Origin of the sequence: Massilia eburnea, assembly GCF_050709955.1 — a bacterium.
Classification (GTDB): domain Bacteria; phylum Pseudomonadota; class Gammaproteobacteria; order Burkholderiales; family Burkholderiaceae_D; genus Rugamonas; species Rugamonas eburnea_A.
Genome location: NZ_JBNZFX010000006.1, coordinates 81,691 through 104,350, shown reverse-complemented (window position 1 = coordinate 104,350; position 22,660 = coordinate 81,691). Strand labels below are relative to the sequence as shown.

24 protein-coding genes are annotated in these 22,660 nt (G+C 54.4%); 10 read left to right on the top strand and 14 right to left on the bottom strand.

Features of this window, described 5'->3' with window-relative positions; genetic code table 11:
* Window positions 1–39: 39 nt before the first annotated feature.
* A complete protein-coding gene (locus ACQ4MM_RS06070; RefSeq protein ID WP_431476556.1) occupies window positions 40–924 on the bottom strand; it encodes a helix-turn-helix domain-containing protein in 885 nt (294 codons plus the stop codon).
* A 310-nt stretch (window positions 925–1,234) separates the two neighbouring features.
* Between ACQ4MM_RS06070 and ACQ4MM_RS06065 the strand changes: the two genes are divergently transcribed.
* Genes ACQ4MM_RS06065 through ACQ4MM_RS06055 form a run of 3 tightly spaced genes read left to right on the top strand, consistent with a single transcriptional unit; the run spans window position 1,235 to window position 3,306 of the window.
* Entirely contained in the window at window positions 1,235–1,804 is a 570-nt protein-coding gene (locus ACQ4MM_RS06065) for a PEP-CTERM sorting domain-containing protein (protein WP_431476544.1), read from the top strand.
* Window positions 1,805–1,863: 59 nt separating this feature from the next.
* Window positions 1,864–2,391 carry a hypothetical protein gene (locus ACQ4MM_RS06060; RefSeq protein WP_431476543.1) on the top strand — a complete coding sequence of 176 codons (528 nt, stop codon included), beginning with the start codon at window positions 1,864–1,866 and terminating at the stop codon, window positions 2,389–2,391.
* A gap of 18 nt (window positions 2,392–2,409) precedes the next feature.
* Window positions 2,410–3,306, top strand: coding sequence for a DMT family transporter (locus ACQ4MM_RS06055; protein WP_431476542.1), 897 nt, complete (start codon window positions 2,410–2,412; stop codon window positions 3,304–3,306).
* Window position 3,307: 1 nt separating this feature from the next.
* Here ACQ4MM_RS06055 and trmB read toward each other — a convergent pair whose 3' ends face one another.
* Complete coding sequence (gene trmB, locus ACQ4MM_RS06050) at window positions 3,308–3,988, bottom strand: tRNA (guanosine(46)-N7)-methyltransferase TrmB (RefSeq protein WP_431476555.1); 681 nt, start codon at window positions 3,986–3,988, stop codon at window positions 3,308–3,310.
* 127 nt (window positions 3,989–4,115) lie between these two features.
* Between trmB and ACQ4MM_RS06045 the strand changes: the two genes are divergently transcribed.
* The 3 genes from ACQ4MM_RS06045 to ACQ4MM_RS06035 all read left to right on the top strand — a co-directional run bounded on the left by ACQ4MM_RS06045 (window position 4,116) and on the right by ACQ4MM_RS06035 (window position 5,723).
* The gene (locus tag ACQ4MM_RS06045) at window positions 4,116–4,619 is read left to right on the top strand and encodes a hypothetical protein (RefSeq protein WP_431476541.1); all 504 of its coding nucleotides are present in this window, start codon (window positions 4,116–4,118) and stop codon (window positions 4,617–4,619) included.
* Window positions 4,620–4,702: 83 nt separating this feature from the next.
* Window positions 4,703–5,428, top strand: coding sequence for a hypothetical protein (locus ACQ4MM_RS06040; RefSeq protein ID WP_431476540.1), 726 nt, complete (start codon window positions 4,703–4,705; stop codon window positions 5,426–5,428).
* A gap of 61 nt (window positions 5,429–5,489) precedes the next feature.
* Entirely contained in the window at window positions 5,490–5,723 is a 234-nt protein-coding gene (locus tag ACQ4MM_RS06035; RefSeq protein ID WP_431476539.1) for a hypothetical protein, read from the top strand.
* Here ACQ4MM_RS06035 and ACQ4MM_RS06030 read toward each other — a convergent pair.
* The 11 genes from ACQ4MM_RS06030 to ACQ4MM_RS05980 form a co-directional block, all read right to left on the bottom strand.
* Window positions 5,716–6,405, bottom strand: coding sequence for a DUF4197 domain-containing protein (locus tag ACQ4MM_RS06030; protein ID WP_431476538.1), 690 nt, complete (start codon window positions 6,403–6,405; stop codon window positions 5,716–5,718). The genes ACQ4MM_RS06035 and ACQ4MM_RS06030 overlap by 8 nt on opposite strands.
* 15 nt (window positions 6,406–6,420) lie before the next feature.
* Window positions 6,421–7,335 (bottom strand): DMT family transporter, encoded by a 915-nt coding sequence (locus ACQ4MM_RS06025; RefSeq protein WP_431476537.1) that lies wholly within the window; start codon window positions 7,333–7,335, stop codon window positions 6,421–6,423.
* Between the two features lie 47 nt (window positions 7,336–7,382).
* On the bottom strand, window positions 7,383–8,192 hold the full coding sequence (locus tag ACQ4MM_RS06020; RefSeq protein ID WP_431476536.1) for an AraC family transcriptional regulator: 810 nt from the start codon (window positions 8,190–8,192) through the stop codon (window positions 7,383–7,385).
* Between the two features lie 88 nt (window positions 8,193–8,280).
* The gene (locus ACQ4MM_RS06015; RefSeq protein ID WP_431476535.1) at window positions 8,281–10,008 is read right to left on the bottom strand and encodes a serine hydrolase domain-containing protein; all 1,728 of its coding nucleotides are present in this window, start codon (window positions 10,006–10,008) and stop codon (window positions 8,281–8,283) included.
* Between the two features lie 9 nt (window positions 10,009–10,017).
* Window positions 10,018–11,130: a nuclear transport factor 2 family protein gene (locus ACQ4MM_RS06010; RefSeq protein WP_431476534.1), complete on the bottom strand. Its 1,113-nt coding sequence runs from the start codon at window positions 11,128–11,130 to the stop codon at window positions 10,018–10,020.
* 103 nt (window positions 11,131–11,233) lie between these two features.
* Complete coding sequence (locus tag ACQ4MM_RS06005) at window positions 11,234–12,247, bottom strand: helix-turn-helix domain-containing protein (protein WP_431476533.1); 1,014 nt, start codon at window positions 12,245–12,247, stop codon at window positions 11,234–11,236.
* Window positions 12,248–12,577: 330 nt separating this feature from the next.
* On the bottom strand, window positions 12,578–14,269 hold the full coding sequence (locus tag ACQ4MM_RS06000) for a hypothetical protein (RefSeq protein WP_431476532.1): 1,692 nt from the start codon (window positions 14,267–14,269) through the stop codon (window positions 12,578–12,580).
* A gap of 1 nt (window position 14,270) precedes the next feature.
* The gene (locus ACQ4MM_RS05995; protein ID WP_431476531.1) at window positions 14,271–15,464 is read right to left on the bottom strand and encodes a hypothetical protein; all 1,194 of its coding nucleotides are present in this window, start codon (window positions 15,462–15,464) and stop codon (window positions 14,271–14,273) included.
* A 462-nt stretch (window positions 15,465–15,926) separates the two neighbouring features.
* Window positions 15,927–16,613, bottom strand: a complete 687-nt coding sequence (locus tag ACQ4MM_RS05990; RefSeq protein WP_431476530.1) for an RES family NAD+ phosphorylase — start codon at window positions 16,611–16,613, stop codon at window positions 15,927–15,929.
* Between the two features lie 3 nt (window positions 16,614–16,616).
* Window positions 16,617–17,267 carry a hypothetical protein gene (locus ACQ4MM_RS05985; RefSeq protein ID WP_431476529.1) on the bottom strand — a complete coding sequence of 217 codons (651 nt, stop codon included), beginning with the start codon at window positions 17,265–17,267 and terminating at the stop codon, window positions 16,617–16,619.
* Between the two features lie 10 nt (window positions 17,268–17,277).
* The gene (locus ACQ4MM_RS05980; protein ID WP_431476528.1) at window positions 17,278–17,664 is read right to left on the bottom strand and encodes a hypothetical protein; all 387 of its coding nucleotides are present in this window, start codon (window positions 17,662–17,664) and stop codon (window positions 17,278–17,280) included.
* A 274-nt stretch (window positions 17,665–17,938) separates the two neighbouring features.
* Here ACQ4MM_RS05980 and ACQ4MM_RS05975 point away from each other — a divergent pair, with 274 nt between their 5' ends.
* The 3 genes from ACQ4MM_RS05975 (at window position 17,939) to ACQ4MM_RS05965 (ending at window position 20,310) form a co-directional block, all read left to right on the top strand.
* Window positions 17,939–18,229, top strand: a complete 291-nt coding sequence (locus ACQ4MM_RS05975; RefSeq protein ID WP_431476527.1) for a DUF4031 domain-containing protein — start codon at window positions 17,939–17,941, stop codon at window positions 18,227–18,229.
* A 63-nt stretch (window positions 18,230–18,292) separates the two neighbouring features.
* A complete protein-coding gene (locus ACQ4MM_RS05970) occupies window positions 18,293–19,363 on the top strand; it encodes a thymidylate synthase (RefSeq protein WP_431476526.1) in 1,071 nt (356 codons plus the stop codon).
* 23 nt (window positions 19,364–19,386) lie between these two features.
* A complete protein-coding gene (locus ACQ4MM_RS05965; protein ID WP_431476525.1) occupies window positions 19,387–20,310 on the top strand; it encodes a hypothetical protein in 924 nt (307 codons plus the stop codon).
* Here the strand turns inward: ACQ4MM_RS05965 and ACQ4MM_RS05960 are convergent.
* Window positions 20,293–21,405, bottom strand: a complete 1,113-nt coding sequence (locus tag ACQ4MM_RS05960) for an ImmA/IrrE family metallo-endopeptidase (RefSeq protein WP_431476524.1) — start codon at window positions 21,403–21,405, stop codon at window positions 20,293–20,295. The genes ACQ4MM_RS05965 and ACQ4MM_RS05960 overlap by 18 nt on opposite strands.
* Before the next feature lie 301 nt (window positions 21,406–21,706).
* Between ACQ4MM_RS05960 and ACQ4MM_RS05955 the strand changes: the two genes are divergently transcribed.
* Window positions 21,707–22,651 (top strand): restriction endonuclease, encoded by a 945-nt coding sequence (locus ACQ4MM_RS05955; RefSeq protein ID WP_431476523.1) that lies wholly within the window; start codon window positions 21,707–21,709, stop codon window positions 22,649–22,651.
* Window positions 22,652–22,660 lie beyond the last annotated feature (9 nt).

Genomic DNA, 22,660 nt, shown 5'->3' with positions numbered 1-22,660 from the left:
CACCTCAAATCGTGCGCACAGGCGCGATAGTCTTGCGCGCTATAGCGCGATGCTAGCCGCTGACGTGGTCAACTGGCGATAGCGGCCTGGCGGCGCGCCGACCGCTTCGCTGAAACGATGGGTGAAGTGGCTGAGGTCGGCGTAACCGCACGCTTCGGCGACTTGCTGCAGCGGCAAGCGGCCCGCGCGCAGCAGGCCGCGCGCTCGTTCGATGCGGCGTGCCGCGATCCACGCCGAGGGCGGCATGCCGAAGCTGATGCGGAACATGCGGGCCAAGTGGAATTCGGACATGCACGCGAGCTGCGCCAGCATGCCGAGCGTGATGTTCTGGTCAAGGTGGGCTTCAATGTATTCGTGCAGCCGGCGCCGCACCAGGGGTGCCAGGCCGCCGCGCAAGCGCAGGCCGGGCTTGCTCATCGACTGCGAGTGCAGCAACTCGCTCAAGGCCTCGTGCGTGATTTCGTTGGCGCGCAGTAGTTGGTCGGCGTCGTCCCACGGCTGCTGCAGCAGGTCGCCGCACAACTGCACCAGTTTCGCATTCTCAAAATAGGTGCGGTCCTGCAGCGTAAGCTCGCGCGGCTCGCGGTCCAGCTCCGCCACGGCGCGCTGCGTGAAATGCTCCGGCATGAAGTAGACGTGCAGCATGCGCAACTGGCCGCGCACCACCCACTCCGACTCATGCCAGTCCGGCAGTGAACAAAGTCGCTGCGGCGCGCCGTACTGGCCCGGCAAACCTTCGCGCTCAACGCTATAGCCGCCGCCCAGGTAACAGGACAAGGTGTGATGGCCTGGCTGGCGGTACTCCGTCAGCGCCTCCTCCGTGCTGCGATGCCAGACCGCTGCCGCCAGCCCGTCACCGAGCCAGGCAAAACGCTCCAGCGTCGCATCGGTGCCGGACATGGTGCGGAACACAGCGTGCGACATCGCATCGCCCGGCGTCCCCGCCAGCGCCGCGCGCGCCGCCGCTCCCACGCGCTTGCGCGGAACGGCATCATCAAGTTGTCCGGTCAGAGGCTTCACGCCGAAAAGTCTAGCACGCCCTTTTCAGCCCTGCCGACGGGCTATCCGATTTGCGCAAGATCAGACAAAGGCTGTCGGGAAGATTTACAGTCACACCCAACCCAAATACCACTTATCCATAAGAATCAGTAACTTGCTTGCATGGGGTATAAAAATTGCTTATTGCATTTGAGTTAATACTGTCAACAAGCTACTATTCTGAAAGGAATGATCGATGAAAAAGCTCGCTTGCCTCGCAGCCCTGTCACTCGCCTTCTCCGCAGCACAAGCAGGGCCGATCCAGCTGGACCTGACCAGTGGCACTTTCGCCAACAACAATGGCTCGGCCGTGGTTGATACCTACACCGAGGACGGTTTTCGCCTGCGTACGGTGCGTGCAGGAGACCATTTCGATCCAAATTTCCTGGGCGACATCGGCATCCACAACGGCTTCCAGAATGCCGATAACGTGAGCTGGGTCATCGACTTCTTCGGCGCCAGCTTCAACCTGGTCAACATCAATATCGCTGCTTACGTCGATGGCGCAACCTCGATCACCGTGACCGGCTCCAACGGTGTCACGCAAGTCTTGTCCGGACTCGGTACCCTGGCCATTGCCGGCATGGGCGACGTCACTTCCGTTGTCTTCAATATCGACCAGGACGGCGGCACGCAGGGCTTTGGCTTCTCCGAGATCAACGTCGACACCACGCCAGTGCAGCAAGTGCCTGTTCCCGGCACGCTGGCGCTGCTCGGTCTCGGCCTATCGGCGCTGGGCATTTCGCGCCGCCGCGCGGGGAAATAAGCTGAAAACCGCCGGTGTGCACCAAGGTACACTGGCGGTTTCCCGCGCCCGAGTCATTCATGTCCCCCATTCCTTGCCTGTCCCGATTGTGCTTGCCCGTCGCCTTGTTTTTCTCAGCGCCTGTCTTTGCCGCCGACAGCCAGCGGCAAACACCAGTAATGTCGACGCAACAAGCCGACAGTCTTGTCGCAGCACTGAAATCGGGAGAAATTGATCGATCGCCGCTATCGTCGCTCCCGCAAGTCGAAGGCGCAGATATCACTCGCCTGACCAGTCGGACTGGCTTGCCTTACATTACGCCAAGCGACAACGAAGACTACTTCGCCTTCAGCGCAGCGGCGGGCAAAAAGCACTATCTCTTCTGGTTCACTGTCACGCCCCGCTTACCGCAGGGCGCCGGAACGCCCACCCTGGCCGCCATCCTGGAACATGGCAGGGTGACCCAGTACCAAGTGATCTCTTTAATTCCAGGCAGGAAGGAAAGCAAGCAGCTTGCCTGCCATTCCCGCGAACTTGGCCCCGACTGCACATCGCTCCCGTCGGACTCAAATAGCAGCAAGATCAGACAACCAGCCCCGCGCAATTGACGGCATGCTGGGGGCACTATGAATATTGCCCTCTACCTCACCACGGTGCTCATCTGGGGCACCACCTGGATCGCGATCAAATTCCAGCTCGGCGTCGTCGCAGCGCCGGTGTCGATCGCTTATCGCTTCTGGATTGCGGCGCTGGTACTGATGCTGATCCAGCTCGTGCGCAGGCAGCAGATCCTGCCGCCGCGTTCGGGCTGGCGCTATCTGGTCGCGCAAGGCCTGGCCCTGTTCTGCTGTAATTTCCTGTGCTTCTATTACGCCACCATGTGGGTGCCGAGCGGATTGGTGGCGGTGGTGTTTTCGACCGCGCCGATCTGGAATGCGATTAATGGGCGCCTCTTCATGCAGCGGCCGATCCGCCGGCAGGTACTGGGTGGCGCGGTGCTGGGATTGGCGGGCATCGTGATGTTGTTCCTGCCTTCCATGCAGGGTCACTGGAACGATTCCGGCATGCTGGCCGGCCTTGGACTGGCGCTGCTTGGTACGCTGTGCTTTTCGACCGGCAACCTGCTCTCCAGCCGCATGCAGGCGCTGGGCATGCAGCCGTGGCTGACCAACACCTGGGCCATGCTGTGCGGCGCCACCATCCTGACGATTGGCGCGCTGGCCCTCGGCATGCCGTTCAACTTCGACCCAAGCCCGCGCTATGTCGGAGCACTGCTCTACCTGGCAGTGCCGGGATCGGTGGTTGCCTTTACGGCTTACCTGCTGCTGGTGGGGAGGATGGGGCCGGACCGCGCGGCTTACTGCACGGTACTGTTCCCGGTGGTGGCGCTGACGGTGTCCACCGTCTTCGAAGGCTACCAGTGGAGCAGCATGGCGCTGGCCGGGCTGCTGCTGGTTATCGGAGGGAATTTGCTGGCCTTCATGCCGGCGCGGGCCAAGACCCAGGCGCCGGCGACTGCCTAGCTTACTTCTTGGTGAACACCAGGTCCCACACGCCGTGGCCCAGCTTCAGGCCACGGTTTTCGAACTTGGTCAGCGGGCGGTAAGCCGGCTGCGGCGCGTAGCCTTCCGCAGTGTTCTGCAGCGCCGGCTCGGCGCTCAGCACTTCCAGCATCTGCACCGCGTAATCTTCCCAGTCTGTCGCCAGGTGGATGTAGCCGCCCGGCGCCAGGTGCTCGCACAGAGTCTTCACGAATGCGGGCTGGATCAGGCGGCGCTTGTTGTGGCGCGCCTTGTGCCAAGGATCAGGGAAGTAGATATGCACGCCTGCCAGCGAACCGGCCGGGATCATATCGCGCAGCACTTCCACCGCATCGTGCTGGATCACGCGCAGGTTGCTGATGCCCTCTTCGCCAATCATCTTCAGCAGGCTGCCCACGCCAGGCGTATGCACTTCGACGCCGATGAAATCCTTCTCCGGCATGACCTTGGCAATGTGGGCAGTGGTGCCGCCCATGCCGAAACCGATCTCCAGGATCACCGGCGCCTTGCGGCCGAAAGCCTGCTCGTAATCCAGGGCTTCCTTTTTGTGCTCAATCAGGAATTGCGGGCCGAACTCCTTCAGTCCACGTTCCTGGCCCGTGGACAGGCGGCCAGCACGCGTAACGAAGCTGCGAATGCGGTGTTCGGTCGGGTCATAGAGCATTTTGCCCTTTGGCGTGGATTCGGAAGACATGGCTAAACGTGCAAGGAAAAGGGGCGATTATACCATTCCGGTTTTATCGCCCGGCCTGCGATAATAGCGGGTCTTGTCCCTTAGGAAGCCCCCTGAAATGGCCCTCGCACTGAACATCCTGATCATCGTCCTGGCACTGGTAACGCTGTATTTCCTGCTGAAGGGCGGCCCGAATGCCTCGCAAGAGCCGGCGGGCAAGCCGGTGGGCGGCTCCTATACCCCGCTGCCGCAGGGCGAACCTGTGCACCACTGGAGCGACGAAGGCCGCTTCCAATTGGAAGTGCTGGGCGAATCGCGCTACTCGGACACCATCCGCGCGCTGGCCGGCGAACATGGCGAGGCCGCAGCCGAAGCCCGCCACAAGGCGCTGCTACTGGCGGACGACAACAATCCCTACGAAGACAAGGCGGTGGCGGTCTTCCTCAACAATGAAATGGTCGGCTACCTGGCGCCGAAAGATGCCGCGGCCTTCCGCATCATGCTGGCGCGCCAGGAAATCACCGGCCAGCTCACGTCGACCGACGCCGTGATCCGCGGCGGCCAGGTGTACGAAGGCAAGCGCCTGGCGTACGCCGTGTGGCTGGATGTTAACTTGTCGTAAAGCCCCCACGCACAATTGAGTTTTTGGCATCTCTATGCCATATTGCGGTTTTGTAATTTTTATAATTCCGCAAAGGATGTCCCATGAAGACCAAACTCGCCCTGCTGCTGCCAGTCCTGCTGCTGGCCGCATGCGCCAAGAAGCATCCGGAACCTGAAGCAGCACCGGCTACCGCTCCAGCCCCTGCCACTGCAGCCGCTGCTCCGGCCCCGGCACCTGCCGCCGCACCGGCACCGGCACCGGCCGCTGCCGCAGTAGCCGGCAACAATCCGCTGCCGACGCCAGAGCTCTCGACAGATAACATGAGCGACGAGCAAAGGGAAACCGCCAAGCGCCAGGCCAAGCTCGATTACTCGAATATGGAACAAGGCTATATGGCCGATCCTGCGGCACAGTGGGCCAGCGCTGCCAGCGCCAGTTCGATCTACAGTGACAGCTACAACGCTTCCAAAGCAACCGGCAAAGTCGATGGCAGCTACTGGTCTACCAAAGACGGCGATGTCGGCTTCGATTCGCTGGAAGTGACCTTTGAAAAGCCTGTCAACGCAACCCAGCTACGTGTCGCGGTGGTCGAATCTTACGGCCTGGAAGGCATCACCAAGATTGAGCTGCAAGATACCGACGGCAAATGGAACACCATCTGGTCCGGCGTGCACAGCGTGAAAGCCGACCATCGCGGCCCGCGCACCTGGTTCGTGCAGCCGATCGAGAAAACGGCATACAAGGCCAAGGCAGCGCGCATCACCAAGTCCAACAACATGACCAGTCACGGACTGCAGATCGACGCCGTACAGCTGGTAGGCTCCTGATCAGGCGCCCTGCCTTTGCCGACAGGCGTATGATGTCTCCAGCAGCTAGCAGGAGACAACCATGGAACGCGAACGGGCAAAGGCAGGGGATGCGGTGCGGCCAATCGGCTGGCGCCATAAGATGCTGGTGATCCGCACCACGCCGGGCCGCTCGGGCCGGAACGATGACGAGGACGTGCTGTGCCGATGGCATGACAGCGACGGCGAGCACCAGCAAACCTTCAAATCAGGGCAGCTTGAAGTCCTGAACTCGGCCGCGCAAGCCCGCAACCCGCGCGGCCGAACGCTTATTTGAGCAGGCCGAAGACCTTGGAAATCGCCTTGCTGCCGTAGGAAATCGGATTCTCGCGGATCTTCTTCTCTTCTTCCCCGATCATCAGGTACAGGCCATCCAGCGCACGCTGGGTGACGTAGCTTTCCACCGAAGCCTGTTCTTCAGTGGCAAGGCCGAATTTGGTGGCCTGCGCCATCGCGTTGTTGAACTGGCCGGACAGCTTGGACTTGTCCGTCACGCCCTTCACGATAGGCTTGAATTTCACCGCCAGCGGCGCAGCGGTCTTCTCCTTGAAGAAATCGGTGACCGAGGTTTCGCCGCCGGTCAGGATCGCCTTCGCATCGCTCAGCGTCATCGATTTGACCGCATTCACCAACAGCGGCTTGGCCAGCGGGACCGCTTGCTCGGCAGCGCGGTTCATCGCGTTCTCCAGCTCATCGAGTTGTTCGCCGCGGCCGGTCATTTCCAGGAGCGGGCGGGCTTTTTCCAGCACGCGCGGCAGCTTGATACGCACTGCATCGTTGTTCAGGAAACCGCCTTCAACACCCAGCTTGCCCACCGCCGCCACCGAGCCGGCTTCCAGCGCGGCTTTCAGGCCGCCGCCCGCTTCCTTCTCGGTCAACGCGTCCAACGGGTTGGCAAAAGCGCCGGCGGCGAGCGCCAGGCCGGCCAGCAGGGTAGATACTTGTTTTGTGATGCTCATGGCGCACCTCCTTGGTTACAAAGTCTCAACCCTACCATATGCAGCAGGCTTCCAGGCAAGACTCGCCACCGCTGCCAGCACGCAAACCATGCCGGCCAGTTGCGGCGGCGTAATCGCTTCATGCAGGATGATGTTGGCGAACAGCGTGGCCGAGATCGGCGACAAGGCCGTGAACAAAGCGGCCTCCGTCCCACTGACGCGCGCCGATCCGGCATACCACAGCACGAAGCCAAGCACAGTCGGCACCAGCGCGTAGTACAGCACGGCCTGCAAGGCGGCGGCATTCATGCTGATGCGCCACGCCTGCTCAAAAACCAGCGCGGCGCCGCCCGCAAGAAGCAGTCCCAGGGCGCACATCAAGGTCGACAGCGGCAATGCTTCAATCGGTGCGCTCAGGCGCTTGTTCAACAGGATGAAGAACGATTCGCACGCCACCGCGGCCAGTACCAGCGCCATCCCCAGCATTTGCCCCGCCTCGTTCGCAACGACGGGCGCAGGGCCGGCGAAGCGCCAATGCACGCCGCTCGCCACCAGCACGCCAAGTGAGGCCAAGGCGATCGCGGCCAATAAACGCAGCGTCGGCCTTTCGCCAAGCCCCAGCACTGCAAATGCCGCGGAGATGATCGGCAGCGTGCCAACCAGCACGCCCGCAGTCGCTGCGCTGGTGAACGACATCCCGGAAATCAGCAGTACGGTATAACCGACGCTTCCCGCGCCGGCCTGCAACAAAAGCAAAGCAGCATCGTGCCGCCCGATGCGCGGCCAGCGCACCCGCAACAGCCAGCACAGTGCAAGGAATACCGGCAACGCCACCATGAAGCGTAATGCCGTCGCCGTGAACGGCGGCAGTCCCGCCGCAATCACCTTGCTGGCCACCACCGTGCTGCCGACCGTCACCATCGCCAGCGCGCAATACAGGTATCCCACCATATTCAGCCTCCATCAACGAAAGCTGAAGGCTAAACCATCTTGCGAATTCAGGGCTTGAACGAAATTGCAAAGGCGCCGGGGGCGACGCCGTATTTGCGGGTGAATACGCGGGTCATATGGCTCTGGTCCGCGAAGCCGCTGGCGGCAGCGGCTTCGGCCAGCGCCATGCCGCAAGCAATCAGGCGGCGCGCCAGCAAGATGCGGCGATGCAGGAGGTAGGCGTGCGGCGTAAAGCCCGTATTGCGGGAGAATGACCGCACCAATTGGAAGCGGCTCAAGCTGCAAGCATCTGCCAGCTCGGACAACGACCAATCTGACAGGGGATCGTCTTCCATCATCGACTGGGCGACAGCGGTGGGCGCAGGCGTAGGCGCGGGAGCAGCGCGGCGACGGAGCAAAGTGCGCGCCATCAGGTCGAGCAAGTGGTGCTCGGCAGCCAGGCGCGCTGCCGGCAGCGCCGATGTGGCTGCAGTGTAGGCACGCATGAAACCCACGGCCAGGCAGGCATCCTGCAGCACTGGCGCCCTGAACTCAAGCGAAGCGCCGCCAGCGCCGACGTCCGCTTCGCGCAGCAGGTCGGCAGCAAAGCCAGGTTCCAGATACAACATCTTCCAGCTACGCCCGCCGTCACCAAGCGGCGCACCGTCATGAACCTCGTTCGGGTTCACGGTGATCACATCGCCCGGGCCAGCCTCCACCATGCCGCAGCTGCTGAATGACTTTGATCCGCCTTGCATGAGCAGGCCAATGCCAAACTGTTCGTGGGTATGCCGGGAAAAGGATTGGCTGCTATGCGCTTCCACCGCCTGGATGCGTGCATCACCGCACGGTAGCACCTGGAAGTTCGCTTTGGCCATTGTCAAAGTAGAGTTGGATTGAACTGCACCCGTTTGCCCCGCATGATAAGCGGGGCTTCGGGGCTTTGACAATGGCCAGTGCCAGCGGTCAGTAACTGCCCCGCAGCTTTCTGAATACCAGGTTCCGAACTTCATCGACAGCGACCTGGAATCCGGTGATCGCCCTGTTTTTACCTCGAATGAATTTAATGCCGGCCATGAAGCGTTTGTCGCCAGCAAACATGTCTGGATTCGTCGGTTTGAACTTTACCGTGCCCACCCGGATATTGTCTGCGGTGAGTCCGCCAGGCCCTGCATCAAGGACAAAAGAAGAATTCAGTTCTTCGCTGTAAAAGGTTCCGGCAAATTGCGCCAGTTCGTTTTTCGTGTAAGGAGTCGGCTTGTAGGATTCGTAAACAATCGGGTCGCTGCCGTCCATGGTGTATTGCAGGTCCAACCCAGATTTGGTTTCGACGAACTTGATGATGAATGTATCGTCGCCTTCAACCTTCACCTGGAAGACCGCTCCCCCCAATGGAAGCATCTCACGCCCTTCCGCCCCTTCGGTCCTGCTGAAATGCAGTGCGCCGTCCTTGACATAAACTTTTGCGGAAAATGCGCGCACTGGATTCCAGTAGTCTCCCGCGTACTTCTGCATCTGCCCGGCAGTCAGCTTGACGGACGCGATCTTGCCGTAATCGATGTTTGAGGGCTGAGGAAAATGGTCCTTCAACAGAACGGTTGCCAGGCGCATGCCGTAACCTCCGCTGTATGCCAGGCCGGAGCTCAATGTGACCACCGTGAAGTCCTGGCCGGGGAAGCGGAATATGGAACTCGCATAGCCGCCGGAGGTCCCCACCTGGTAGACCTTGGGAATGCCACGCTCCTGGCCAACGTGCTGCTGGCCGTAAATCGAAACGCTGGAAATATCCTTCACAACCGCGCCGCCGTCGAGCCGTATGGGCGACTCCAGCTTTTCGACCAGCGACTGAATGCCGGGCGCCCTGGACGAGACGTGCGCCCGCCAGATTCCCATGTCCCTGACGGATGTGTAAAGGTTGGTTGGACCGGCGACGTTGCCGCTGCCATAGTCCTTCTTGTAAGTTCCGTTCTCGCCAAGGCGATAAGGTATGGCCGTGTTCAGCAAAGGAACACCGTCGTCATAGACGAACAAGGTATTCGACATTCCCAGCGGAGCGAAGATGCGATCCCGGCAGTAGACGTCGAACGCCTGGCCCGAAACCGCTTCCACAATTTTGGCCAGCACGACGAAGCGCGTATCACCGCCCGGGGAGTACGCCTTACCCGGCTTGAAGTTCAAAGCCTTCTGGCTGCTGATGAACTGCAGGATCGTCTTGTGCTGCGCGGGCTCCCTGGACTCCCATCCTGCCAACGCTTTCAATACCTTATAGCCGTGCAGGCCGTCAGTTGAACTCAGCAAATGCCTGACCGTGAGTTTTTCTCCGAAATCCGGCATGTCGGGCAGGTACTTCCGGACATCCTCGTCGAGCTGAATCTTTCCCTGCTCCTCCAGCATCAGCGTGGCGATCGCGACAAACTCCCACGCCAGTTTATCGACCTGGAATTTGGTATCCACGGTTGCCGGGATTTTGTGCTCCAGGTCAGCGCTTCCGAAGGCCTTCTCGTAGATCGGCTTTCCGTTCCTGAGCGCGACGATCGCCAGCGCAGGTTTGTCGGGGGAATTCACTTCGCCAAGGATTTTCTCGATTGCTTGTGCCGACTCTGGATCGATATCATTCGCTGCGTATCCCGCCAAGGGCAAGGACAGCAGGCATGCGAGCAGCAGGTGCGGGACCACTAGGTAGTTAGTTTTCATCGCGTCTCCTCACTTTTCCTGAATGGTGTCGATGACTTTCTGTGCGACCGAAGCCGTGGCGGAAGGATCCTGCCCCGTAATGATCTTGCCGTCCGCGACGTGGAAATCGTCCCCAAACTTCTTTGAATAGACAAAGTTCCCGCCGTTCTTACTGATTTCCTTGTCGATCGAGAATGGGAAGGTCTTGTAGTAGTCAGCCTTGATGTCTTCAAACATATCGGGGAAGCCGGTCACTTTTTTGTTCAGGAAAACGGACTTGCCATCCCGGTCTTTCAGATGCGCGATCCCCGCGGTACCGTGGCAGACAGCCGATATGACGCCGCCATTTCCATGAATCCTTGCCGCGATCTGCTGGATGCCCTTGTTCTCTGCAACGCCAAACATTGCCGAGCCACCGCCGCTGAAATAGACCGCCTTGTAATCGTCCGCATTGATCTGCTCCGGCCTGCTGGTATTTTTCAACAGATTCATGAACGCCGGATCGTACAAATGTTCTTTTTGGACGCTATCGGACGTCTTGATATAACCCAGGGGAATGGCACCGCCATCGGGGCTGACAAAGTCCACGGTAAAGCCATTCCGTTTGAAGATTTCATAGGCGACCGCGATCTCTTCGAAATGGTTGGCGGTATTGAGATTCGTATTGCCGTAGGTATGCTGATTTGAGGTGACGAACAGGATTCTTTTGCTGTCTTTTGGAATTTCTTTCCACGTGAAGCTCTTCTGGATAATCTTCCAGGAGCCCTGGTATTTCAATAGCAGGAAATAGTCGGTGTATATCCTGTAATTCGGCACAAGAATTTCAGCCTTTGCCGTTGCCGCATTCTTTTCAACGTCGATCGCCAGGATCCGGCCAATACGATTGACTTTTTTGCCCGATGTTACTCCTGCGATGTACTGTTCTCCTGAGCGCACCAGGAGCTCATTCGCTTCGTTAACGCCGTGCAGCTTGAAATCCGGGTGAAAGGCTTTTCTGAGTTTGTCCGGCTCGCCATTCGCCGTGCCTTCAAAATATTCCGTGAGCGTTTTGGTGATTTGCTCAGTATCAGTTTGAGCCCGCGCCGGCAGGCAAAGAGATAGGAAAGCACCAAGGACGGCGCTCAGGAAAATATGTCGATTCATGGATTGACCCTAAGTTGTGGATAGAGCTGACAACTTAGCGGCTATGCGGCGTCCCGAAGTCCCGAACCATGATTCCGGACTCCGGATATATGATTTCGTAGTGTTACGAGGCGAATTCTGCGCGGTAGCTGGCCGGGGTCTGGCCGACTATCTTTTTGAAAGCCGAAAAAAATGTGGAGTTGGAGTTGAAGCCGCTGCGTTCGGCGACAAGCTCCATGTTCAGGTGCGATTCGCGGACCAACAGTTCCTTCGCGTGCTGGATACGGAACTCATTGATATAAAGATTAAAAGTCTTCCCGTGATTATCGTTGATAACCTGCGATATCGTTGTTTGCAGATTGCCGGCTTTCCGGGCCACGAGAGCGAGATTTAAATTTGGATTTAAATACAATTGATCGCGGTGCATTAATTCATCCAACGAGTCCAAAATGGCGCGGGCGTCCTCTTCGGCCAATTTCCGATTCTGGTATTTATCGTTTTTTGTTGCCTCTGGTTTGGCATCGGCCCGCAGGAAATACGTCAGGAGCGTGATATGGACGGTAAATGTGAAAGAAATTGCTCCGACGATATACGACGTAAAGCGCGTGCTGGCGTATGCAACCAGGATCACGCAGCTGCTGAAATAAACACTTTGGAGAAGGATGGCCTGCCGGTTAAATGCCTGTGCCCGCCACATGAGCCGGCCAGCCAGGACCAGGTATCCCAGCCAATAAACATGGATGCCGGTAATTGCACAACGCCAGGCATACGGATAGTCGGAAAACGGCAAAAACACGCCCAACCCGGCAATCAATGTGGGCGGCACAAGATGCCAGCGCCACAGTTTGTCGCCCGTGGCCTGAGCCAGGTCCGCGAGATAGCAGCTCACATACAGGTAGGTCAGCGGTCCGATAAACAAACAAGCCGAGATGCCGATCTGCAGGAAACCGGCGGCGAGATCAGGATTGAAATAGAAGAAAGAAGATTTGACGGTGCGGATACCGACTGCCAGCAACAAGGCGCCCAGCATGCAGTTCGCCATGCGATGAGTGCGGCGAGTGAAGAAGTAACACGCCAGGAAGATCCCGTTGACCGCTCCCAGCGCACTGAACAGAAATAGAAGTTGGCTTGAAATCATGGCAACATCATGCCATGTCCAGCGCTCTTTTTCGAGACCTGAGGAATGGAGCGGGTGAAGGGAATCGAACCCTTATATTAGGTTCAGGGAGAGTCAAACCTCATACACCCTTCTGCCACAAGGAATTATAACGTGCATCTGGATGCATATTGCGCGCTTTAAGGCTATCTAGTAGAACCGCCTGGTCGAGTTTGGTAGAAATTCAGCGACACGAATTGATGACCGTCCAGTTCTAGTGATCAAAGCAAGGCGTTCGGACCATGACCGCGGTACGGCTTATTGACTGCTCTAGCCTCTTGGAGAGCTTCGAGTCCATTCATTCAATTTCCATCAACGTGGGGGCATTCCATTTGGATGAGTTTTATAAAAATATTCAGCCGCCAAGTATAAAGCGTGCGTTAAATGCTCCCAGCAACGATTAGTGGGATAAATTTCATCGGCAGGGTTATGCAAGCCTTGATGCACGTTGGTATTTCTAACCGCATAGAGCGCGGCAGCAAAACTTCTAAGAGTCTCCGCAGGATTTTTTCCGTCGAATCGTCCCGTCAAGCAAGCGATATTCACAGGTGAGCAGGAACTAAAAATTTCTAACGGAATGAGTTCGAACAACGACATAATTGACGCCTGCTCGGTATATGACCATGAGGCGTTTTTCTTGCATTGATCAAACAATGTGAACTCACTGACCTGGCTGTTCAGCGACGCCTTCAATTTCATCATCCAAGGGAAATAGTATAGCCCCTCAATAATTCTATAGACCTCCAAGAAACTATGTTTCCAATGACTAGCAGATAAGGAAGTATAAATATTTTCTGCGGGCACATTCCCTATATCAACAAGCCGACCGGCGGAAGCAATAATAGGTTCAGTGACGAATGATGATCTGAAAGGATCATACTTTATAGAAAAATCGCAAAGAATATCCCATTTAGAAAGATTTGCGGCATTAGAAATATCAAAGACATAATATTCGTCATACAATGCTAAGAGTTGATCAGAATCGACAGAAATATTACTTCCGATATCAAGCATATCAACAATCGAATTCGGATTACCAACAAACCTCTGAGAGGGAAGAAAACTTCCTTGAAGGCTGTACGAAAATGCGAGCACATGCGAAATGGAAAGCTCTTGCTGAATCCCACCTGCAGACTCAATATTTCCAATCACATCATAGATTTGGCTTTCCGTCAGATTAGATAAGGGAAGAAATAGATAATTTCTTCCATCGAATCTAAAATCAAAATATGCACGAGACTGTGGGCCCAGCACAACATCTTCGGGTTCCTTGATGGCAAATTCCACAGAACTACCTAGCTTCGCCGCATCTGAGAATTTTATAACACCAGCCTTAGGTATTTGGTCGACCAATTTAAAAATAGGATTAAATACAGACTTTAAAAAGCCATTTACATCAAATACCTTAATTTCTTTAATGTTGGAAAATCCAAAATCATCGTAATTCTCGACAAAATTTATTGAAAAATGAGAGCCAGCAAACGACAAAAGCAAGGTAAGATCGGAAATCGGAACATCTCGGGAAATTTTCCAGACTTTGAAAGCGCCGAAGACCGAGCACGCAACATCGAAATCTAATTCAAAGGATTCACCAACTTGCGTAGCTCCCAATCTTTGAGTAAGACTTGCCGCTGTAAACGAGGGGTCGATACGAAGCCGAAGGCGATTAGCGACAAAAAAAATGAAGGGGTCTATGTCTTTTACAACGTCAAATCTAAATTCATCAGAATATTTCTCAAAACTTGCGTCGAATGCACCGGTGCTTGCAGGGCGGTGAAGAACGAGAAATTTTTCACCGGCTTTTGTCGTCAAGATGACACAAAAACCATCCGGACCGACCACCGCAGGAGATTTTTTATCAAATAACAATTCCTCCAAAATTTTGGACGTAGCCATCCTCTCCGCAGACACTTTTTTTGTGCGGACATTATTTGAAGGAACACCAAGCACATTCGCAAATGGTGCAACGAATGAGTTAAGCACGGGAGCCCAGTCCATTGCCATTTCAATATGCAAGCCAACCGGCTCTAAAATTAGAAATTCGCGTTACATTATTGAATATCGCCATGAATGCTTTTTCAAAATACTCACGTTCAAAGCGACCAACTTGCGATGTTCCAACCTTATGCTTTGCGATTCGCTCTTCTAAGTCTTCAAAATTTAGAATTTCTGCTTTCTCTTCCATTGATTGAGCATTACTCAACAATTCAACAATACGATTTATATTTATCTCGACAACATTAAACTTTTCATCGACCTTTGACCAAATTGGATCAAATCCAGGTGCATCAAAGAGATAAATTGCGAGCGCCGAAATAAAACCTGCCTTCGCTGGAAACCCTCTAAACAGTTCTCTACCTTGGCTATATCGCGAAAGTGGCATATCCACGGGCGCTTCAAACTTCGATATCTCAGAATTGAGACGGCTAAGCATTTTCAGCGCTCTGGTAAAGTAATCAATGAAATCGACGTGAGAGGAAGACTCAATCATGTCCAAGCGAACAAAATCTTGTGCGATATGATCCTTCAGATTTAGCTCTCGCTTTCTAGATGAGAATATTAGGAGTAACTCAACAACGTCTTCCGTCTCGTACTCCGCAGCACTAAGATTTGAACGCCGCCCAACATCTTTGGACAAGAACTCTAGACCATACCCTTGCGCCTCAACACGCTTTAGTAACGGACGATATACAGCTTCAAGCTGGCGAGCGACATCCCAAGGAACTTGCCCCGTATTCAGTACCAACATACGATAAACGAGGTTATTCGCACCGTCAGTAACCCAAAATTCCACTCTCAGGTTGCTCAAAACTGCATCTGCGTCAATTGCCAATGCTTCAAGAAGAGCCGTCGTACGTTGCATACCATCAATAATTGAAAGTCCACCTGGCGCTGCATCCTTTACGAATGCGAGAACTTGTTCAACGCTTTCAAAAGAGTTGACCCTGTCGGGGTAGTCTTTGGGATCAGCAAGTACCCCTATAACGATTGGAGGCAAGGACACCCCCTTTAAAATGTCCGCAACCATTCGCTCACGAATCGTTTTGGCCGTTTTTGTTTTCAGCGCAGCTCGCTGCCCAGGAATCCCACCTTGGTCATTTTTATAAATATGGCCGACCATATCGAGGTAATTACGAACGGGCATATCAACCAAAAATGATGTGCAGCGCATTTTGCTCTGAATTAGCTTATGAAACATTTTCTTACCCTTTATTTGTTAGCATCAACACCAACAGAAAAATACTAATGATCCTGCTAAGCCCCTACCTCTAACGGTGACGTCCATAATCGGGGAGCCAAATAAATTTATTGCGATAGTATGGCATAGAGCCGGGCGCGGCACATGAGAGGCGCTTATATGCAATTCAAGCGACCGATTTATGCCACATAAACTGGTCAAAACTCATCTGGGATCGGCTAATGTTCACCTACTTCAGCGATGAGAGCGGTCACTCCGGCGACCTGGCTGCAAGCACCGGAACAAACTTTGACTTCCAAGGACAAGCCCTATTTCGCACTTGCCGCAGTTGGATACTGGCAGTGCGCTGCAGCCGTTCCGCGAGCGATGGCAACTGGTCGCAGCCGGTCGGGCGTTGTGAATGTGCAGGACTTCCACAGCGATTCCCATCGTGTGCCTTGCTCGAACTGAGGTACACGGAGATCATACCCATTGGCGGTCGACGCAGCATGGATCGAGCACCAGCTTGGTGAACAGTTCACTTTCCCCGAAGCTCTGAACGGATCGGATGAGCCCCCCTGCAAGACTAGCTTGGACCCTCGATGAGATCGCGAACGCGTTGTGGCCAGGATGTTTGCGGGACGGATAGGCAATTCCGTGCACGGCGCCTTGATGGCCAGAGATAACCTGATCTAGTTGAACGCCGAGCCATTGGGACAAGCCATAATCCGGGCTTCGCAACATGTCATACACTCCCAGCTTGCTTGCGGCATGGCCCGTCAGATCGAGCAGGTGCAACGGTTGGTCGAAGACCAACGTTGCGATCAGCGCTCGATCCGCGCCGGGGGAGATGATGAACTTGCCGGGCATGGTCGCTGGGTTTTTGCAAAGCTGGGCTTCCCAGGTTGCTGTGAAGGGAAGCGGTGCGGCGTATACCCAGAAGAACGGAAATGCCCCCGCCGACGTTACCTCGTCCGGCGGACCGAAGCGATAGCCACGCGTAACTGCAGCTGGCCAGACAGCATCGGGCACCCAGGCTGCACGATAAATGGGCGTGCCGGGCGGAATGATCAACAGATCGGCCGACAAGATGGTATGCAGAAGTTCTATTGGCGGCAGTTTTAATGCAGTAACTTTTGGTACTTGAAGATTATCTGGCGCGTATGCCATGGTTTAGCCTGTATTTTCGGGCACCCCCTGGTTCCTCCACTTTGCCAAGTCCGAAACTCTTCGAACCCTTACATACGTTGGCAAACTCAAAAGAGCTTGCTGGCTGCTGTGAAGCGCGTCGCGGGACTCGAATGGTTTTCCAGCCATCACTTCAGCCGGGGAAAGTTCATTGAGTTCATCCGCAGCGCAAATCCAGAAAATGTGAACTTCGCTGCTCGGCTTCCCATCGAGTAAGGTCAGCACCGGGGGTATCAGTTCAGGAACTGGCGCAATAAACTGCCATGCCGGAAACTCCCTACCAATACTTCGCCCGAGCGGAGTGGTGCAATAAAATCGCCCTTGTTCCACTGCGCGGTATAACGACGCCTGAGACAAGTCCACCCAGCCTTGCTCGAGGACTTCCGAGACCTTTAGTTTTGACACCGGTAGCCGATCTGGCCCGCTTACTGCGTCGCTACTGCGAACAAGAGATTCTTGCACTTCTTGGACAGCTTGCTTCGCCAATTCAACTGGAAGCATCTGGTCAAGTCCTTGAGCTAGTGAGTCAATTTTCTCCCGAACTAATTGGGAAAAGTAATCGACCAAGCGCTTCTCATTTTCGCTCAAAGGGGCAGCGGTGCGCGAGCCAGCATGGCGTTCTGCAGTCGGTGTCATAGGTCAGTCCTCAAACAGCGCTAGGCGGAGCGAACGTGGGATGCGTCACATTGATTTGACGGACGCGATAAGCCGCAACGGTCTGTGGGCAGACCGTAGATTTTGCCATGTTGTGCAGTACCGCCATGCGGATAAGACCCGAAAGCGTCTTTTTCAAATTCGCGAAATACTGGCGGCGTGGTGCACGGCATTTTAAGCCGGCATCGATTGCCTTGTGGATGCGCGCTAAGTCATCCAGGAAGCCACGATACATCAGCTCGAATTCGCTAATGTCGTCGCGCACCTTCCGTTGGTTCTTGCTAAAAGCCCATGCTTCAAGAATGCGACGCAGCTTCGCGAAATCGATGCGCGCTTTTGCTTCTAAAGCAACATCATGCGAAATCCATACCGCTGCCATAACATCCTCCGAGGCACATTAAAGGTTTTGCTCAATACACTCAGGATACCCCACATTCCCAAGTTTATCAAGTTTATCGCAACTCCCAACTTTCCCAGAAATTTCACACTGGCATTTTTAAAGCTCGCAATGATCGCCTCGCCGCGCGGGGCGGCAGGAGTCTCCAATAGCGGGCCGAATTTGGTATCAAAGAGAAATTCCTAGTTACAAAGTGGTAACTTTTTAGGTATGATGCCAATCAGATCATAAATGAATAGTTTCCCGGGAGCACTTCTTGGCAGTCTACGTAGACAACGCTCGAATAGCATGGCGTGGACATCAATGGTGCCATTTGGTCGCAGATTCCCTTGAAGAATTGCATTCATTTGCTAAGACACTGGGCCTTAAGCGTTCTTGGTTTCAAGCTCATGCTTCGCTACCTCACTACGATGTCACCGTTGAAGTAAGGGGCATTGCCATAAGTCACGGCGCCGTAGCGGCAGATCGACGCACTTTAATCTCTCGTGGTCGTCAATTAAGAAGCGAACTGCTGGCAGGGGCGCCACAGTTACGCTTGTTTGACTGACAAAGGTTGCCTACGAGACGTACCAGTATTTCGGGTTGGCGCAACGTTGATTGGCTTATCACTATGTACTTAAGCGCGGAAACACTTGACGATCTCCTTTTCAAGCTCTATCGCCACCTGCTGCGCAAGCGCGGCTCGTCCGACATCGTTCCAACTAAAGGCCCTGCAACCGAAATCAACGGTGCCTTACTTCAGATCAAGAATCCCCGAGCACGTCTAAGTCGGACCGAGCGTAAGAATACATTCTTCAGCTGCCTCGGCGAATTTCTTTGGTACCTTGCGGGCACGGACAAAGTGAAGTTCGTCCAGTATTACATCAAGGACTATGGCAAGCACTCGGACGATGGCGGAAAGACCACCTATGGAGCTTACGGACCTCGTCTTTTCAATCTAAATGGGAGTATCAACCAGGTTCAGAATATTATTGATACGTTAAAAGCAAGCCCATCATCTCGCCGAGCAGTCATCCAACTATTTCGCGGCGAAGACTTAGCCGATAACCTCGAGAGCCGGCGAGAAGACTTGCCCTGCACCTGCACGTTGCAATTCACTGTCCGCGGTAACCAATTACATGCAGTGGTCATGATGAGGTCCAACGACGCATTTCTCGGGCTGCCACACGATGTCTTTGCGTTCACAATGCTTCAGGAGCTTATCGCGCGCTCATTAGGCGTAGAAATCGGCCCCTACAAACATGCGGTTGGCAGCCTTCATTTGTACACCAAGGATACTCAAGCCATACAAGACTACCTCGATGAGGGCGTGCAGGAACGCATTCCAATGCCGGCAATGCCATTTGGCGATCCCTGGCCATCTATCAAAAACCTATTGAAAGCCGAGCGCGCAATTCGCCGAGGCCAGCCGCCATCGTTCTCGAACCTCGACCCATATTGGTGTGACTTCGTGCGACTGCTCGAGGTCTTCCGCTATACACAGGACTCCACTCGCGGCGAACATCAAAAACGAATCGCCGAAATAAAAAAACAGATGAGTTCCCGTGTCTACGATGGCCATATTTTGAAGCGCCAACGCAGGTTACCCAAGCCTCGTCAGTCAATGGAACCGATGCTCTTTGATCCTGCAGAACTCGATGCTCTCCAGCAGTTGCGGACTGGTGACGAAGCAAAACGTTAAGAACTTTAGGACGTATTTCTACTATGAAGAACCCTAACCTCGCAGCAAGACTAGAACAACAGCTTACAGACTATCGCATCAATGGAAAGCCCCTACCAGGGCTCCCCTCTAATGCCGAGACAACTGCACTTGTCGCGCAGATGGTCGATAGTGTCGCGCGCATCAAGTTTGTAAAGACTATCGCAACACGAGACATCTCGCCAAGGCGCCTTGATCCGAAAGACATCATGTTTGACCCACTGCGAGCGGCCATCCATAACATCAGGAGCGGCAACGAAGATGAAGCTTTTTGGTTAGTATTCCTCTTTGTTCATTGTGGGAAGCATCTGAGAAAAGGATATGGTCTGCTGCGAATGGTCTACGGAGCCTTCAACGACCAGTTTATTTGGACGTGGGATCGCTTCTCCGCCAACCCCAACCACTTCTCCTTATGGCTTCACCAGCATCTGGATGAGATAAAGGCACAGCGAAGGAACTTCCCTTTCGGCAATCACCGCAAGTATGAAAGTCTCGCCCATCTCGATACTACACTTGCAAGCTACGCTGAATGGGTTGGCCCGAACCGCTCCCACCGCACACTTATCGACGCCGCCAAGGCGGAGGCAGGCACTGATCCAAAGGAACTGTTCGACTATTTGTACTACAGCATGGATGCCGTTCACCGATTTGGTAGAACTGGAAAATTCGACTTCCTAACTATGGTTGGGAAAATGGGTCTTGCAGATATTGAACCTCCCTCCGCTTATATGATTCACGGAACAGGACCTGTGGACGGGGCGCGCTTACTTTTCAGTGGGGCGAAAGAAAATGAATCGCTGTCCAAAAAGAAGTTGGATCAATTAGCCATAGACCTTGATAAAGTGCTAGGCGTCGGCATGCAGGTAATCGAAGATTCGCTCTGCAACTGGCAGAAGAGCCCAACTCGGTACCTAGCATTCCGAGGTTAATTGCTCCCACTTGTATCGGGTTTTCAAGCGATTAAAACGATCTGGCCGGACCAGGCCTCGAAACTGCATCTGACCTAATACGATGCCGTAAGAAACGCCTGCGTCGCGAGCCAACCTCATAATCCCAATTAAGGTTTTTGAGGCTGCCGGCAGGCGCTTTTGCAGCTCGCGCGACATCAACTGGTCCATCGCAAACTGATTGGCCTCTTCTTCCCGCGGTGACTTGGGGCCATCAGATGTTTCGAGTATCAGCAGGTCGGTATCCCAATGCAAAATCAAGTGACCAGCTTCATGGAAGAAAGAGAACCAGAATTGGTCGTCGGTTAAGTAGCGGAACGATAAAAGCAATACGGCTTTACTCGGGCTGGCGAAAAAGGTTGCGCCACTTGCGCGGCATCCTTTCGGCGCTTTGACGGTTACAACAGCGACCCCTGCTACTGCACAAAGTGCTCTTAGCTTGGGCAGAAAATCCAATGGATCTTTAAGCTGGGTTAAGCTACGTATCTTAGGCAACTGTGCAGCAAAACGCTCAGGATTCCATTCCTGACACTCAATACGCTCGGCAAGAAGTTCTCCTTGCCTTAGCCATGCAGCAGTAGCTGGCGCGTCTTCCAAGTATGCGTCGGTGGTACGGAAAGCAGCCGCCGCCTTTACGTCAACATAAGTTCGATACCACGCATCTAAATTCGGTACGCCAAAAAACTCGAGGCAACTACGGAGCTTCTCAGCCTTATCCTTTGTCGAGTCGACCCAACCTAGCGTTTGCATTTCCTTAAGCGGCAAACTCTTGAGCCAATCCTTATAGCTTTCACTGTCTGGGTCAACACCGTCGCACAAATCGGACAACTGCTTACGGTATTGCTCTTCACGGCGCAGCCAGAAGCAAGCAGGAGTTCCAAGCGCAGCTTCGAGGCCTTCAGCGACCCGAGCCGTCAAGGCACATTGCCCCGCTAGAAGATCGTCTAGCTCGAGCTCGCTCATGTCAACCAGACGAGCTAGGCGCGCAGAGGCAACCCCTCGTGACTTCATCAAATCAGAAATTGTTCGGCCTGGTGGAACTGCCCACATCGGAGCAAAATCAACATCAGTTCTCATTGGCACGCTCAATAGATAAGATTTTTACTCGGGTTACCTGCGACCAGTCCAAATTTCCTGGTACTCCAGGAGGAGGCTTGTGATTGGCTGATAAAAGAATTCGATAACAATCGTCAATGAAAACAACAATTCGGTCGTTGGCCGCTTCGTCAAATTCAGCAAATCCCCAATGGACCAAATCAGCAGGCGAGTTCGCTGCCCTAAGGTCCGCCAACCGCGCATGAAGCGACGGCCCCACGATTCCGCCATATTTCCGCTTTGCCGAAATAGTGCTCTCGCAAACTTTTCTAAGATTCTCGTCTTGAAACGCCAGTTGTATAGGCATCGGATTAATTTTGTCGGCAGCTATTACCTGGATGCCGACGCTTCATTCCCATCACGTGCGTCGTGGACCAATTGGATACGCTTTCCCGCTTCTGCTACACAAAAGTCGAATCTTTGTGACGCATTTAATATTACCATTCTATCAAAGCCTATAAGGCGATGGCAAAAAGACGAGACTAAGCAGTGTCGTCCGCTACAAGAGAAAACGAAGGGACACATGGCCACAAACTGGAAAGACTACCAAGAAGAGGCCGCCGCGCTATTTCGCTCGATGGGACTCAGTGCTGAGACCGACGTGACGCTCCAAGGTGTTCGCACTAGTCATGATGTCGATGTAGTGGTTCAGTCCGTGCATGCAGGGTTCGAGGTGACCTGGCTCGTAGAGTGTAAGTTTTGGAAAACTCCCGTGTCAAAACTCCACGTGCTTGCTCTTCGAGAGATCGTTGCAGACCTGGGTGCGGATAGGGGAATCCTACTGTGCGAGGCCGGATTTCAAAGTGGAGCAATTGAAGCTGCGAATCTGACCAGTGTTCAAGTCACGAACCTTGAACGGGTTCGTGTCACCGCTGGGGGCGATATCTTAGCAATGCGCCTACGTGAGTTGTATGACCGGATCGAATCCTGTCGACAGCAGTATTGGGAGATGTCAAAGGGGGAGCGCATCAAGCATGGACTACGCGACAACGGCTGGGAGTATGGCTATTCTGGAGCACGCACAGTGGAACTATGTGTAGAGCTTATTACAAAGGCTTTCCGCGGCACTTATCCGTTTCTGTCGGACTCCCATCTTGGATTAATCGAACTCGGGCCAGATAAAGTGTTTCGTTCTGCGGAAGATGTGCTTACGGTAGTGGCTCCCAAAGTTGAGGAGCTAGAAATGAAGATTCAATCTGCAAGAGGCGCTATTGCAAAAGGCAATTGAGGCCATCAA